General features: G+C 72.7%; 13 protein-coding genes and 1 pseudogene. 7 read left to right on the top strand and 7 right to left on the bottom strand.

Annotated elements, in window-relative coordinates; all coding sequences use genetic code 11:
* Positions 1-78: 78 nt before the first annotated feature.
* The 3 genes from Dsi01nite_RS01510 to Dsi01nite_RS01500 are packed head-to-tail and all read right to left on the bottom strand — an operon-like array spanning position 79 to position 2,335.
* On the bottom strand, positions 79-306 hold the full coding sequence (locus tag Dsi01nite_RS01510) for a hypothetical protein (RefSeq protein WP_203844151.1): 228 nt from the start codon (positions 304-306) through the stop codon (positions 79-81).
* Positions 303-1,394 (bottom strand): type VII secretion target, encoded by a 1,092-nt coding sequence (locus Dsi01nite_RS01505; protein WP_203844150.1) that lies wholly within the window; start codon positions 1,392-1,394, stop codon positions 303-305. The genes Dsi01nite_RS01510 and Dsi01nite_RS01505 overlap by 4 nt, the downstream gene beginning before the upstream one ends.
* Positions 1,391-2,335: a LysR substrate-binding domain-containing protein gene (locus Dsi01nite_RS01500; protein ID WP_203844149.1), complete on the bottom strand. Its 945-nt coding sequence runs from the start codon at positions 2,333-2,335 to the stop codon at positions 1,391-1,393. The genes Dsi01nite_RS01505 and Dsi01nite_RS01500 overlap by 4 nt, the downstream gene beginning before the upstream one ends.
* Positions 2,336-2,437: 102 nt before the next feature.
* Between Dsi01nite_RS01500 and Dsi01nite_RS01495 the strand changes: the two genes are divergently transcribed.
* Genes Dsi01nite_RS01495 through Dsi01nite_RS01485 form a run of 3 tightly spaced genes read left to right on the top strand, consistent with a single transcriptional unit; the run spans position 2,438 to position 5,816 of the window.
* On the top strand, positions 2,438-3,124 hold the full coding sequence (locus Dsi01nite_RS01495; RefSeq protein ID WP_275423322.1) for a succinate dehydrogenase cytochrome b subunit: 687 nt from the start codon (positions 2,438-2,440) through the stop codon (positions 3,122-3,124).
* A gap of 8 nt (positions 3,125-3,132) precedes the next feature.
* Positions 3,133-5,070, top strand: coding sequence for a fumarate reductase/succinate dehydrogenase flavoprotein subunit (locus tag Dsi01nite_RS01490; RefSeq protein ID WP_203844147.1), 1,938 nt, complete (start codon positions 3,133-3,135; stop codon positions 5,068-5,070).
* Positions 5,070-5,816, top strand: a complete 747-nt coding sequence (locus Dsi01nite_RS01485) for a succinate dehydrogenase/fumarate reductase iron-sulfur subunit (RefSeq protein WP_203844146.1) — start codon at positions 5,070-5,072, stop codon at positions 5,814-5,816. Before Dsi01nite_RS01490 ends, Dsi01nite_RS01485 begins: the two co-directional genes overlap by 1 nt.
* 27 nt (positions 5,817-5,843) lie before the next feature.
* On the opposite strand, the gene Dsi01nite_RS01480 is transcribed toward Dsi01nite_RS01485, so the two are convergent.
* Together Dsi01nite_RS01480 and Dsi01nite_RS01475 are read right to left on the bottom strand one after the other, a co-directional pair.
* Positions 5,844-6,509: a DUF4097 family beta strand repeat-containing protein gene (locus tag Dsi01nite_RS01480; RefSeq protein ID WP_203844145.1), complete on the bottom strand. Its 666-nt coding sequence runs from the start codon at positions 6,507-6,509 to the stop codon at positions 5,844-5,846.
* 84 nt (positions 6,510-6,593) lie between these two features.
* A complete protein-coding gene (locus tag Dsi01nite_RS01475; protein ID WP_203844144.1) occupies positions 6,594-7,625 on the bottom strand; it encodes an FAD-dependent oxidoreductase in 1,032 nt (343 codons plus the stop codon).
* Between Dsi01nite_RS01475 and Dsi01nite_RS01470 the strand changes: the two are divergent.
* Positions 7,611-8,540, top strand: a pseudogene (locus Dsi01nite_RS01470) (MmyB family transcriptional regulator); the annotation flags it as partial. The gene Dsi01nite_RS01475 and the pseudogene Dsi01nite_RS01470 sit on opposite strands and share 15 nt — an antisense overlap.
* Before the next feature lie 59 nt (positions 8,541-8,599).
* On the opposite strand, the gene Dsi01nite_RS01465 reads toward Dsi01nite_RS01470, so the two are convergent.
* On the bottom strand, positions 8,600-9,616 hold the full coding sequence (locus Dsi01nite_RS01465; protein ID WP_203844143.1) for a zinc-dependent alcohol dehydrogenase: 1,017 nt from the start codon (positions 9,614-9,616) through the stop codon (positions 8,600-8,602).
* 28 nt (positions 9,617-9,644) lie between these two features.
* Between Dsi01nite_RS01465 and Dsi01nite_RS01460 the strand changes: the two genes are divergently transcribed.
* The 3 genes from Dsi01nite_RS01460 (at position 9,645) to Dsi01nite_RS01450 (ending at position 12,618) form a co-directional block, all read left to right on the top strand.
* Positions 9,645-11,363: a dihydroxy-acid dehydratase gene (locus Dsi01nite_RS01460; protein ID WP_203844142.1), complete on the top strand. Its 1,719-nt coding sequence runs from the start codon at positions 9,645-9,647 to the stop codon at positions 11,361-11,363.
* Between the two features lie 71 nt (positions 11,364-11,434).
* Entirely contained in the window at positions 11,435-12,055 is a 621-nt protein-coding gene (locus Dsi01nite_RS01455; RefSeq protein ID WP_203844141.1) for a hypothetical protein, read from the top strand.
* Between the two features lie 260 nt (positions 12,056-12,315).
* A complete protein-coding gene (locus tag Dsi01nite_RS01450) occupies positions 12,316-12,618 on the top strand; it encodes a hypothetical protein (RefSeq protein ID WP_203844140.1) in 303 nt (100 codons plus the stop codon).
* A 299-nt stretch (positions 12,619-12,917) separates the two neighbouring features.
* Here Dsi01nite_RS01450 and Dsi01nite_RS01445 read toward each other — a convergent pair whose 3' ends face one another.
* The gene (locus Dsi01nite_RS01445) at positions 12,918-13,379 is read right to left on the bottom strand and encodes a hypothetical protein (protein ID WP_203844139.1); all 462 of its coding nucleotides are present in this window, start codon (positions 13,377-13,379) and stop codon (positions 12,918-12,920) included.
* Between the last annotated feature and the right edge of the window lie 400 nt (positions 13,380-13,779).

Here is a 13,779-nt window from a genome sequence, read left to right as displayed (position 1 = left end):
CCTGACTCAGCCGCCTCCTGACTCAGCCGCCTCCTGACTCAGCCGTCTCCCGGCCTTCTGGCTCGGCCGCCTCCTGACTCAGCCGGCCTCCTGATCCGCGGCCCGGCGCCGCAGTGCCGCTGCTTCCGTGGCTGCTTCCGTGGCGGCGTCCGTGAACGCTTCCGCGAAGGCTGGGTGGCCGGCGGCGACCCGCAACGTCGCCTCGCCGGACAGCACGGTCGTGGCGAACCCGTGCAGTGGATCCGAGGCCGGTCGCAGCTCGACCAGCCGGCGCAGCAACGCCGCCACCACGGGGTCGTCGGTCACCGGGGGACCGCCGGGTGGTGATACGGCTCGACGGACGGCAGGCGGGTCACCTCGGCGCCCGCCTGCACCGCCTCGATCTGCGCGGCGAGGAGCCGGAACGTGATGTCGGCCGCCGAGTAGAGCCGGGAGATCTCCTGATAGAGCTTGTAGGCCTGCCAGGTGTAGTAGGCGGCCACCGTGTAGCCGGCGACGGCGCCGATGCCGGTCTCGATCGTGGTGGTGCCGATGACGCCGGCGACGTTGACGATGATGAGCGTGTCGATGAGCTGCCCGATGAGGCTGCCGGTCGCCTCGTACAGCTGCCGGCACGCGTCGACCGCGAGGGGATACAGCCGCGCGTATTCGGCGCAGGCGGGGCCGAGAGCGGTCGCGGCGCTGCCGAGCGCCAGCTGGAACTCCTGCTCGGCCTCCGCGGCGTGGCCGCGCCACGCGACCCCGACGTCGGCGGCGCCGGTGATGAGGTTGCCGCCGAACGCGGTGGCGGCGGCGCCGATGTGCGGCCACGCGGCCATGCAGTGCTCGTAGGCGCGCCAGTCGCCGCTGTACGCCACCAGCCACGGCTCGAACGGGTCGACGCCGAACAGCCAGACCGCGACCTGCCGGATCCACGCGACCGGGCTGAGCAGGTCGGTGATCGGGTTGAGCGTGAACGCGTCGGCCCGCTCGCCGGCAACCGGCGGGGGCAGCGTGACCGTGGCGATGTCCGCGAACGGGGCCCGCACCGGCAGCAGGTCGGGCCGCGACTGGTGCAGCGTGCCGCGCAGCGCGGCCGGGTCGGTGGCGCCGGGATACGCGGCGTCCAGCCTCGCGGCGGCGGCCAGGTCGCCGGCCGCATACTGCCCGGCGGCCCGGTCGACCTGTGCCGCGGCGCCGTCGCTGAGCTCCCGCAGTCGGTCCAGCGCCGCCGTGACCCGGCCATACGCCTTGCCGTGCGGGTCGGCGACGAGCATCAGCAGCCCCCGCCGGTCCCAGCTGAGCACGCAGTGCCGCCGTGTGTAGTCCAACGTGTCGCGGGCGTCGCCGCCCGCCCGCGCGAGCTGCCCGCTGAGCGCCCGCAACCCGCTCGGATCGACGAAGAAATCGTTCACCCCGGCCTCCCCCTGACCTCGGTTGCCGGGGACTCTAGCGCTTGCACGCGGCGCACTCCGGGGGTCTGCACGGTCTGTTCCAGCAGCATCGCGCGCAGTGCCCGGGCGGCGTGGGACAGCACGGCGCCGCGAGGATTGGCCAGGGCGATCGTGCGGTGGACGCCGGGCGCGGCGAGGGGAGTGGCGCGCAGCAGCGGCCGGTTGACCAGGGCCATGCTCGGCACCAGCGCGACGCCCAGTCCGGCCTCGACGAAGGCGAGCACGGCGTCGAGCTCGCCGCCCTCGACCGCGTACCGCGGGGTGAACCCGGCCCGCAGGCAGGCCTCGATGGTGACGTCGCGCAGGTCGTACCCGGTGCGGAACATGACCATCGGGGTGTCGCGGAGGTCGGTGAGGGTCAACGACTCCGGCAGCGGGTGCACGGAGGCGACCACGAGGTCCTCGCGGAGGATCGGCACGACCTCCAGCGCCGCGTCGGTGCCGTGCGCGGAGGCGACGATGAGCGCCAGGTCGAGCTGGTGCGCGACGAGGCCGGCGACGAGGTCCTGCGAGCCGCCCTCGTCGACGTGCAGGGCGATGTCGGGGTGGGCGGCGTGGAAGCGGCGCAGCACCACCGGGACCAGCGACGTGCACAGGCTGGGCGTGGCACCGAGGCGGACCCGGCCGCGGCGCAGCCCGACGACCTCCTGCACGGCGTCGCGGGCGGCGTCGGCGTCGGCGACCATCCGGCGGGCGAGCGGCAGCAGGGTCTCCCCGGCGGTGGTGAGCATGACGCCGCCGCGGGACCGGTCGAACAGGGGCGCGCCGAGCGTCGCCTCGAGGGTGTGAATTTGTTTACTGAGTGTCGGTTGGCTCACTCCGAGCGCCTCGGCCGATCGCGTGAAATGTCCTGATTCGGCCACGGACACGAAGTATCGAAGCTGTTGGAGCTGCACGCTCATAGCCTACGGCTATCGACACTGCGTACATGATGCATTGGACGAATGAAAGGACCGGTCCCTAGCGTCGATTGCGTGGCGGTTGATGCAGCACCCAGGCCCGCGGTGACGCCGCGCGCACCCAGGAAACGCAGGTCGTCGGTCGGCCTCAAGCTCCTCATGGCGGGCACCGGCCTGCTGCTCGTGCTGTTCCTGTTCGCGCACATGGCCGGCAACCTGAAGATCTTCGTGGGCGCGGACGCGTTCGACCACTACGCGCACTGGCTGCGCGACATCGGTACGCCGCTGCTGCCGCACACCTGGTACCTGTGGATCCAGCGCGGCGGGCTCACCGTCGCCGTCGTGGGCCACATCGCCGCCGCGGTGATCCTCGCCCGGCGGGCCAGGCTGGCCCGGCCGGTCCGCTACGCCCACCGCCCGAAGGTGCAGGGCAGCTACGCGGCCCGCACCATGCGCTGGGGCGGCGTCATCATCCTGCTGTTCGTCATCTTCCACATCCTCGACCTGACCACGGGCACCGTGAACCCGGTCGGCGACGCCCAGCACCCCTACGCCAACGTCGTCGCGGACTTCGCGCCGTCGCGCTGGTACGTGACGCTCTTCTACACCCTCGCGATCGTCTCCGTCGGGTTCCACCTGCGGCACGGCATCTTCAGCGCGCTGCGCACCCTCGGCCAGCAGACGCCGCGCGGGGAACGCCGGGCCCGCGCGATCGCCCTGGTGCTGTCCCTCGTCCTGGTCGTCGGCTACCTGTCGGTGCCGTTCGCCGTCACGATCGGAGCGATCAAGTGAGTGATCCCATGACCTTCTGGACCGAAGGCGAGCCGATCGCCGACCAGGCCGCCCCGGACGGACCGATCGAGACCCGCTGGGAGCGCCGCCAGTTCGGCGCCAAGCTGGTCAACCCGGCCAACCGCCGCAAGCTGACCGTCATCGTCGTCGGCACCGGCCTCGCCGGCGGCTCCGCGGCCGCGACCCTCGCCGAGGCCGGCTACAAGGTGCGCTCCTACTGCTACCAGGACAGCCCGCGCCGGGCCCACTCGATCGCCGCGCAGGGCGGCATCAACGCCGCGAAGAACTACCGCAACGATGGCGACTCGGTGTACCGCCTGTTCTACGACACCGTGAAGGGCGGCGACTTCCGCGCCCGCGAGTCCAATGTGTACAGACTGGCCCAGGTGTCGGTGAACATCATCGACCAGTGCGTCGCGCAGGGCGTGCCCTTCGCCCGCGAGTACGGCGGCCTCCTGGACAACCGCTCCTTCGGCGGCACCCAGGTGTCCCGGACCTTCTACGCCCGCGGCCAGACCGGCCAGCAGCTGCTGCTCGGCGCGTACCAGGCCCTCGAACGGCAGATCGCGCTCGGCAACGTCGAGATGCACGCCCGGCACGAGATGCTCGAACTCGTCGTCGTGGACGGCAAGGCCCGCGGCATCGTGGTCCGCGACCTCGTCACGGGCGCGATCTCAACGGAATTCGCCGACGCGGTCGTGCTCGCCTCCGGCGGCTACGGCAACGTGTTCTTCCTGTCCACCAACGCCAAGGGCTGCAACGTCACCGCGTCGTGGCGGGCACACCGCAAGGGCGCCCTGTTCGCCAACCCCTGCTACACGCAGATCCACCCGACCTGCATCCCCGAGTCCGGCACGCACCAGAGCAAGCTCACGCTGATGAGCGAGTCGCTGCGCAACGACGGCCGGGTGTGGGTGCCGGTCCGCGCCGGCGACGACCGGCTGGCCGCTGACATCCCCGAGGCTGAGCGCGACTACTACCTCGAGCGGATCTACCCGTCCTTCGGCAACCTCGTCCCGCGCGACATCGCCTCCCGCGCCGCGAAGAACGTCTGCGACGAGGGCCGCGGCGTCGGTCCCGGCGGGCTCGGCGTCTACCTCGACTTCGCGGACGCGATCGCCCGCCTCGGCCGCGACGCCGTGGAAGCCAAGTACGGCAACCTCTTCGAGATGTACGAGCGGATCACCGGCGACGACCCGTACACCACGCCGATGCGGATCTATCCGGCCGTGCACTACACCATGGGTGGTCTGTGGGTCGACTACGACCTGCAGTCGACGATCCCCGGGCTGTTCGTGGTGGGGGAGGCCAACTTCTCCGACCACGGCGCCAACCGGCTCGGCGCGTCCGCGCTCATGCAGGGCCTCGCCGACGGCTACTTCGTGCTGCCGAACACCATCAACGACTACCTCGCCGCGGGGCCGTTCCGGCCGCTGACCGAATCCGACGAAGAGGTCGTCGCGGCGCGTGCTCTCGTTGAGGAGCGCATCGACAAACTCCTGTCGATCGACGGGGACCGCACCGTCGACTCGTTCCACCGCGAACTCGGCCACATCATGTGGGAGTACTGCGGCATGGAGCGCACCGAGGAGGGCCTCACCAAGGCGATCAGCCTGATCCGGTCGCTGCGCGAGGAGTTCTGGACCCGGGTCAAGGTCCCCGGCACCGGCGAGACCCTGAACCAGAACCTGGAGCGCGCCGGCCGGGTCGCCGACTTCTTCGAGCTCGCCGAGCTCATGTGCGTCGACGCCCTGCACCGCGCCGAGTCCTGCGGCGGCCACTTCCGCGCCGAGAGCCAGACCCCCGACGGCGAGGCGCTGCGCCACGACGACGAGTTCTCCTACGTCGCCGCCTGGCAGTTCACCGGCACCGGCGAGCCACCCGTGCTGCGCAAGGAAGCCCTGGAGTTCGAATACGTCCACCCGAGCCAGCGGAGCTACAAATAATGAACCTCAAGCTGCGCGTCTGGCGCCAGACCGACCCGTCTTCCCGCGGCCGCATGGTCACGTATCTTGTCGAGGACATCTCGCCCGACGCCTCGTTCCTGGAGATGCTCGACGTCCTCAACGAGCGGCTCATCCTCGCCGGCGACGAGCCCATCGCCTTCGACCACGACTGCCGCGAAGGCATCTGCGGCATGTGCGGCATGATGATCAACGGGGTGGCCCACGGCCCGTCCCGCGCCACCACCACCTGCCAGCTGCATATGCGGCACTTCAAGGACGGCGAGACCATCGACGTCGAGCCGTGGCGGGCCGCCGCGTTCCCGGTCGTCAAGGACCTCGTCGTGGACCGCGGCGCCTTCGACAGCATCATCCAGGCGGGCGGCTACATCAGCGCCCCGACCGGCGCCGCCCCGGACGCCCACGCGACCCCGGTGCCGAAGGTCGACGCGGACGCCGCCTTCGAGGCCGCCACCTGCATCGGCTGCGGCGCCTGCGTGGCGGCCTGCCCCAACGGCTCGGCGATGCTCTTCACCGCCGCGAAGGTCGGCCACCTCGGCCTGCTGCCCCAGGGGCAGCCGGAGCGGGACACCCGGGTCGTGGGCATGCTCGAGGCGCACGACGAGGCCGGGTTCGGCGGCTGCACCAACGCCGGTGAGTGCACGACGGTGTGCCCGAAGGGCATCCCGCTGACGCTGATCGGCCGCCTGAACTCCGACTACCGCAAGGCGGTGACCAAGCGGGGCTGAGGTCCGTCGCGAACCCCAGCACCCGGGTCAGGTCTGGTGAACAGTGGCGTGGCCGGTGTCGACGTTGACCGTGATGGCATGCGGGGACGAAGGATCCCGGGCAACGTCCACATCGGACAGGCCACGGTCGCTGCGGACCGCGTACGACGCGCCTCCGGGCACCCGCACGAAAACCTCGCCGGTGTCGACCGTGGCGACGACGTCGGTGGGGGAGACCGCGTGGGTCAGCTCGACGCGGCCGCTGTCCACGGCCACGTGATACGTGCCGCCGCGCAGGCCCGAGCCGGTGATCTCGCCGGTGTCGACGGACGCGGTCGCGTCGCCGGACAGGTCGCGCAGGGTCAGCTTGCCGGTGTCGACGCGGATGTCGGTGCGGGTCGCGGCGGGCACCGTGATGGTCAGGGTCACGTCGCAGCGGTGGCAGCCGGCGGCGGTCAGCTCGAGCCGGCCCGCCGCCGTGTGGTGCGTCGTGGCGGGTGGGGTGCCGCCGGACGGCCACCGGCGGCGCTCCACGACGGTGACCGGGCCGTCCCCGGGCTTCACGGTGACGTCCATCGTGTCGCCGGTGATGGCGAGCACGGTCACCGGCTCCTCGACGCGGTACTGCTGCGACACCGTCTCCCGTGGGCGGAGACCACAGCCCGCGAGGGAACCCAGCAGCAGCACCGCGATCGCGGCGGGCACAGCGCGCATCGGAGTCCTCTCAACGACGACGAGGATGTAAGCCTCCCCCGGATCCGTGCGCCGCACATGCGGGAACACCACTGAACCGGGCCCCTAGGGGTTGAGGTTCAGCACCGCGCGGTAGTACCCGACGAACAGGTCGCCGCTCTTGATGTCGGCGGTGGTCGCGGCGCCGAGGACGCCGAAGTCCGGGCCGTAGCCGGCGCCGGCCTTCGGGCCGAGCGGGAGCATCAGCATGTCCGGGGCGGGCTCGTGCACGGTCAGGTCGCCGCCGGTCAGCACCGCGCGGATGTTGGCGGCGACGACCTCGCCGTGCGCCTGGGCGAGGCGGGCCATCTTCGACTCCGGCACGTCCGTGACGTCGCCGACGGCCCACTGCCCGGGCTGGCCGTGGACCCGCAGGTGCGGGTCGACCGCGAGTGACGGGCGTGGCTGCGCGCCGTGGCAGCGGAACCAGATGTCGGCCTCGATGCCGCCGGCGCTGAACCCGCCGGCCTGCCCCGGAGGCGTCGGTGGTTGCGGGACGGTGGTGCCCAGCAGCAGCCGCACGCCGAGCTCGTCCAGCTGCCGGTGCACCTCGGCACGGAACTCGTCCGGATACCCGCCCGGCAGCAGCACCGGCGACGGGTCGGCGACGGTGACCCGCTTGGTGGGCCAGGCGGCGGCGATCTCACCGGCGAACTCCAGGCCCACCGGCCCGGCGCCCAGCAGCAGCACCCGGTCGGCGCCGGCGAGCTCGGCGTGGGTCGCGCGCAGCCTCGCCTTCGCCGTCGCGCTGTCCGGGAGGTCGAGCTTCGCCGGGTACGGATAGCCGGTCCCCGTCGCGACGACGACATGGTCGCCGGTCAGCGAGCCGCCGGAGGCGAGCTCCACCCGGGTCCCGTCGACCCGCACCATCCGGTCCCGGACGAACCTGCCGCGGGTCAGGAGCCGGTCGAACGGCAGGAAGATCCGCTCGACCCAGTCGGGGTCGACGACCGCGCGCAGGGCCGCCACGTGGTGCACGAACGTGTCGCGGGGTTCGATGACGGTGACGTCGGCGATGTCGTCGAGGGCCTTGGCGACGGCGATGCCGCCGTACCCGCCGCCGACGACGAGCACGGACGCGGTGTGGTGTGTGGTCATGCCGATCACCGTCGCCCGCGACGCGCGGCGGAGGGAGTCCGAGGCAAGGCTGGTAGTGGCGGGGACACGATCCGTCCGGCGCGGCGGGGGTACCGTCGGATCGTGAGCGACAACGAGCTGGGGGTGCTGCTGCGGTCCCGCCGCGAGGCCCTCGACCCGGCGGTGGTGGGGCTGCCGGCGGGTCCGCGGCGGCGCACGCCGGGGCTGCGCCGGTCGGAGGTCGCCGCGCTCGCCGGGGTCAGCGTCGAATACGTGATCCGGCTCGAGCAGGGCCGGGACCGGCGGCCGTCGCCGCAGGTCCTCGCCGCGCTCGCGGACGCGTTGCGGCTCACCCCGGCCGAGCGCAGGCACCTGCTGATCCTGACCAAGGCGGCCGAGGGCGCGTTCCGGTGCCGCGGCGCGGCCGAGGCGGCCAGGACGGTCCGGGCCGGGGCGCGGGCGCTGCTGGAGCGGCTGTCACCGTCGCCGGTCGTGCTGCTCAACCGACTGGGCGAGATCCTGGCGCACACGCCGGCATACGAGTCGCTCGCCGGGCCGACCGGGCTGCTCGACGGCGATGGGGCGGTGGATCCGCCGAGCCTGCCGCGGTTCGTGTTCACCGATCCGCGGGCCCGCACGGTGTTCCCGGACTGGGAGCACGTCGCCGACGAGCAGGTCGCCGCGCTGAAGCAGGGACCGTTCCGGGCCGACGGCGCGATGGCCGCGCTCGCCGACGAGCTGACCGTGACGGCGGGCGAGCCGTTCACCCGCCGGGTGGCGACGCTGCCCGGGCTGCCGCTCGTGCACGGGGTGCTGCGGCTGGTGCACCCGGTGGTGGGGGAGCTGCGCCTGGCATACGAGACGCTCGAACTCCCGGCCGACGACGATCAGCGGCTGGTGGTGCACCTGCCCGCCGACGCCGCCGCGACGGCGGCCCTGGACCATCTGCACGGCCGCCGCCCGGCGCACTGCGTGCCGTCCCCGCGTAGACAGCGTCAGGCGATCGACGGGTCGATGTGCACCTTCGGGGCGGCGCCCCACCCGGCCGGCCGGTCACCCGACAGCGCGGCCGCCGCCTCGGACAGCCCGATCGTCGCCGCCACCAGGGGTCGCGGGTCGACGGCGCCGGAGGCGTAGAGCTCGACGGTGCCGGCGAGCCCACCCGACGCGCTGAGCACGCCGACCGCGGTCACGTCCTTGAGCGCCAGGGTCCGCGAGTCGAGCAGGCTCGGCGTGCCGGACAGCCCGATGTACACCACGCGCCGCCCCGGCTCGACGAGCTCCAGGGCCGCCGCCGGGGACGTCGCGGCGTTCGAGGCGTCGACGACCGCGTCCCACCGCAGCGACGGCAGCGTCTCCGCGGTCCACACCGCACCGCAGCCCAGCCCGCGGGCGAACCCGAGCGACGCCGGCGTGACCCCGAGCAGGTGCACCTCGGCCCCCTGCGCGGCCGCGATCTGCGCGACGAGCAGCCCGATGGTGCCCGGGCCGAGGACGAGCAGCCGCTCACCGGGGCGCAGCGCCGCGCCCCGGACCGCGCGGAGGGCGTTGCCGCCGGGCTCGACCAGCGCGCCGAGGGTCGGGTCGACCGACGGCGGGAGGGCGTGCAACGCGCCCACCGGCACCAGGAGCCGCTCGGCGAGGGCACCGGGCCACCCGTGCCGGATGCCGATCTCGTGCCTGGCGGCACACAGGTGCTGGCGGCCGGACGTGCACCTGCCGCAGCCGCCACAACCGAGCATGGTGTCGCCGGTGACCCGCCGGCCGACCCACCCCGGGTCCACTCCGGGGCCGGCGTCGCGCACCACGCCGGACCACTCGTGGCCGATACGGATCGGGTACTCTGCCTGGCCGTCGTGCAGGTAGGACATCTCGCCGGTGAAGAACTCGACGTCGGTGCCGCACACGCCGGCCCGCTCCACGTCGACGACGACCTGACCCGGACCCGCGACGGGCTCGGCGACGTCCTGGACCTCAGCCCGCCGGGGGCCGATGATGACGAATGCTCGCACGGGCTCCATCTTCCGGGAAGCAGGACCGATGTCACGACTGCGCAGTGCCGAGTGGTACGCGGGCGACGACCGCAACGCCTACATCCATCGCGCCTGGATGCGCCGTGGCCTGCCCGACGACGCGCTCGACGGCAGCCGCCCGCAGATCGCCATCGCCAACACCGCCTCGGACCTGACGCCCTGCAACAGCCACCTCGACGAGGTCGCCGAGCACGTCAAACGCGGCGTCTGGGAGGCCGGCGGGGTCCCGCACAACCTGCCGGTCGTGTCCCTGGGCGAGACGCAGGTCCGCCCGACCGCGATGCTGTGGCGCAACATGGCCGCGATGGCGATCGAGGAGATGCTGCGCGCCAACCCGATCGACGGCGTCGTCCTGCTCGGCGGCTGCGACAAGACCATCCCGGCGCTGCTCATGGCCGCCGCGTCCGTCGACCTGCCGGCCGTGGTAGTGCCCGGCGGCCCGATGCTCACCGGCACCTTCCGGGGCGTGCCGCTCGGCTGCGGCACCGACGTGTGGCGGCTGTCCGAGGAGGTGCGCGCGGGCACCCTCACCGAGCAGGCCTTCCTGGACTCGGAGTCCTCGATGATCCGCAGCCGCGGGCACTGCAACACGATGGGCACCGCCTCGACGATGGGGCTGCTCGCCGAGGCACTCGGCATGACGCTGCCCGGCACCGCCGGCATCCCCGCCGCGGACAGCCGGCTCCTCGCCCGCGCCCACGCGACCGGGCTGCTCGCCGTCGACATGGTCCGCACCGACCGCCGCCCCAGCACCGTGATGACCGCCGCCTCGATGCACAACGCGATCGTCACCCTCGCCGCGACCGGTGGCTCGACGAACGCGGTCGTGCACCTGCTCGCGATCGCCGGGCGGCTCGGCCTGCCGCTCACCCTGGACGACTTCGACCGGATCGGCGCGGAGGTGCCGCTGCTGGTCGACCTGCAGCCGGCCGGCCGGTTCCTCATGGAGGACCTGCACCGCGCCGGCGGCCTTTTCGCCGTGCTCCGCGAGGTTTCGGACCTGCTCGACCCGTCCGCGGTCACGGTCGCCGGCACGCCGTTCGTCGCTCCGCTTTCGTCGGCCGCTGTCTGGGATAATTCGGTCATTTATCCTCGTTCTGCGCCGGTACGGCCAAACGCCGGCATCGCCGTGCTCCGCGGCAACCTGGCCCCGGCCGGTGCGATCATCAAACCGGCCGCGGCGACGCCGGCCCTGCTCCAGCACCGGGGCCCCGCCCTGGTCTTCGACTCCATCGAGGACTTCCACGCCCGCATCGACGACCCCGACCTCGACGTCACCCCGGACACGGTCCTGGTGCTGCGGGGCTGCGGCCCCAAGGGGTACCCCGGCATGCCCGAGGTGTCCAACATGCCGCTGCCGGAGAAGCTCCTCCGCGCGGGCGTGCGCGACATGGTCCGCATCTGCGACGGCCGCATGAGCGGCACGGCCTACGGAACGGTCGTGCTGCACGTGGCCCCGGAGGCGGCGGCCGGCGGCCCCCTCGACCGCATCCGCACCGGCGACATGGTGGTCCTGGACGTGCCGGGCCGTTCGCTCACCGTCGACGTGCCACCGGACGAGTTCGACGCCCGCCCGCCGTCGCAGGCCCTGCTCGACGGCCTGGCCCGCCCCCACCGCGGCTGGGAACGCCTCTACGTCGACACCGTCCTCGGCGCCGACACCGGCGCGGACTGCTCGTTTCTGCTCGGCTCGTCGGGCCCCCGGGTCAGCCGCGAGTCGCACTGAGGTCCCCGACTCCCAGGCAACCCGAATGTTCGTGGGACGCTGCGCACAGGTGTGCCCGCCACGCTCGGCCGATGACCGAACCAACCCCCATCCCTCCGTGGGCCGCATCGGCCGGTCCGCCCGCACCCGCCGTCCGGCAGTCGCGGTGGAAGCTCGGCGTCGTCGCCGCGGTGTCAGCCGTGATCGTCGTCGGCGGCGGCGTGGCAGTGGCCAACGCCGCCACGTCCTCAACCAGACAACCAGGCCCCGGCGGCTACGGCGGCCCATCCGGCTACGGCGGCGGCCGTGGTGCCGGCGGCGGCCCGGCCGGTTTCCCGGGTGGCGGCGGCGCCCGCGGCGACCTGTCGCAGGCCCTGCACGGCGACTACGTGGTGAAGGACAGCAGCGGCAAGTACGTCACCGAACGCCTCCAGTCCGGCACCGTCACCGCCGTCAGCGCCACCTCGATCACCGCGAAGAGCGAGGACGGCCACGAGACCACCTTCACCGTCGACGCTTCCACGAAGGTCAACGGCGGCAGCTCGAAGATCACCGACGTGAAGACCGGCGACGCGGTCACGGTCGTCGGCCTCGTCTCGGGCTCTGGCTCTGGCTCTGGCTCCATGGCGGCCGCCACGTCCGTCACCGACGCGAAACTGCGCCCCACCGGCGGCGCCGGCCGGCCCACCGGCACCCAACGTCCTGCTCGCTGACCCTTCACCAGGCAGTGGTCAATACCTCAGACCGCCCCTGACGGTCGCGTCCACGGAGGTGGTGTACGGGCACACCGCCGTTTGGTGCTGTGGCCCGCGCGCGTGGTCGTGGCACCTGCTCATGGCTGGATCGATGTCGTCTCGTGGCCCGTCGGGATGGCCGGTCCGCACCGTCGTGCGGTGCGGGGCCTTGTCCAGTGGGCGGTGACGCGACAAGCGGAACGATGTCCGGGGTCGGGGGCCCGGGGATCCTTCCGGTTGTGGAGAAGTCCGGCAGCGACGCCGGGCACCCCGATCCGGCGCTGCCGAGGCTCCGGATCAGCGTGTTCGCCTGCTTGCTCCTCGGCCGGGGACGGATCTTCCTGGCGATCGAGGTCGCGGGTTGGCTGTCCGCACCGCCCGTGCACGACCTCGGTCTGCCCGCCCGCCGGCTCGACCGTTCGACCCCGTGCGGCACGCGAGGGTCTGGGCGATGGTCTGGGCGACGGACATCGCGAGCGGTCACCGTGCCGGCATTGGCCGAGGGCCTGGGCCGGGACGTCGCGCGGATGTTCGCCGGATAGCGTGAAAGGGGCGTGCGGACGCCTCCCGCTCTTCGCGCTCTGACCGGGACGCGGCGGCGATGCGACGGATCGTTCGTGATCCAATGTGCCACCCGGCCAGTCGAACACCACGACAGCGGACACGACCGCGAACCACAGGCTCTCGGGGGAGAACGCGACCCCGTGGGCCCGCCCGACTTCGCTGATCCACGACGCATTGCGCTGCACACCCGACTCAGGGGCTGGGTCTGCGACATGCGCCTGCACGGGCGGACGACGGGCGTGTGCGGCAGCCTGCCCGGGGTGGTCCGGCGGGGCGGTCAGGTGTCGTAGCCGCCGTTCCAGGGTGGGTCGAAGCCGAGGCTGTCGGGCAGGAACTCGGCGTGGTCGACGCCCTCGAACGAGTCGGAGCCGTCGACCAGGCCGAACACGTGGCCGTCGACCTCGACGTGGAAGAGGCCGATGGCGATGTTGCCGAACGTGTGACCCGGCAGGGCGGCGATCGACGCCTTGAGGTGGGCCTTGGCGACCTTGATGGCGGCGCGCTCGCGCTCGCTGGTGCCGGCGAACCAGATCTCCGAGCCGGTGTGGTCGCCGGTGGGGTTGAAGCGGTGCAGGACCGCATACCAGCGCTTGTGCGGGCGCCAGTCGGGCTCGGCGCCGGCGCCTGACTCCAGGGTGGCGGTGACCGAGCCGAAGAACTGGCCGTCGGCGTAGCGGCCGATGTGGCTGGTGCGGTAGCCGCGGACCCGCGCGATCGGCACGCGGTCGGGGATGGTCATGCCCGGCACGGTAGCGCCGCGGTGTGGCGGGAGGTGTCAGCCGTTGAGTTCGGGTCGATGGAGGGGAAGCCGGAAGCCCGCCGCGATCAGACCAGCCCGGATCGGCAAACCTGGCAACCGGAGCCAGATGTGCGGCGCCGTCGAATAGCGGGCTGCCGGTTGCGGGGGTGGCAGAGGCGGATGTGCGGCGCCGTCGAGCAGCAGGCTGACGGTTGTGGGAGTGGCGACGGATGGCGGGCTGACGGTTGCGGGGTGGCGGAGGCGGATGTGCGGTGCCGTCGAGTAGCGGGCTGACGGTTGTGAGAGTGGCGCGGAGGCGGATGTGCGGCGCCGTCGGATGGCGGGCTGACGGTTGTGGGGGTAGCGGAGGCGGATGTGCGGCGTCGTCGGATGGCGGGCT

Origin of the sequence: Dactylosporangium siamense (genome assembly GCF_016862795.1) — a bacterium.
GTDB lineage: Bacteria > Actinomycetota > Actinomycetes > Mycobacteriales > Micromonosporaceae > Dactylosporangium > Dactylosporangium siamense.
This window is presented reverse-complemented; position numbering and strand designations above follow the sequence as displayed.

What these genes read in the sequence shown, in the direction of transcription:
- Dsi01nite_RS01500 (WP_203844149.1), bottom strand. Translation starts at nt 2,335, where the DNA reads ATGAGCGTGCAGCTCCAACAGCTTCGATACTTCGTGTCCGTGGCCGAA.
- Dsi01nite_RS01445 (WP_203844139.1), bottom strand. Translation starts at nt 13,379, where the DNA reads ATGACCATCCCCGACCGCGTGCCGATCGCGCGGGTCCGCGGCTACCGC.
- Dsi01nite_RS01455 (WP_203844141.1), top strand. Translation starts at nt 11,435, where the DNA reads ATGACCGAACCAACCCCCATCCCTCCGTGGGCCGCATCGGCCGGTCCG.
- Dsi01nite_RS01475 (WP_203844144.1), bottom strand. Translation starts at nt 7,625, where the DNA reads ATGACCACACACCACACCGCGTCCGTGCTCGTCGTCGGCGGCGGGTAC.
- Dsi01nite_RS01485 (WP_203844146.1), top strand. Translation starts at nt 5,070, where the DNA reads ATGAACCTCAAGCTGCGCGTCTGGCGCCAGACCGACCCGTCTTCCCGC.
- Dsi01nite_RS01490 (WP_203844147.1), top strand. Translation starts at nt 3,133, where the DNA reads ATGACCTTCTGGACCGAAGGCGAGCCGATCGCCGACCAGGCCGCCCCG.
- Dsi01nite_RS01480 (WP_203844145.1), bottom strand. Translation starts at nt 6,509, where the DNA reads ATGCGCGCTGTGCCCGCCGCGATCGCGGTGCTGCTGCTGGGTTCCCTC.
- Dsi01nite_RS01460 (WP_203844142.1), top strand. Translation starts at nt 9,645, where the DNA reads ATGTCACGACTGCGCAGTGCCGAGTGGTACGCGGGCGACGACCGCAAC.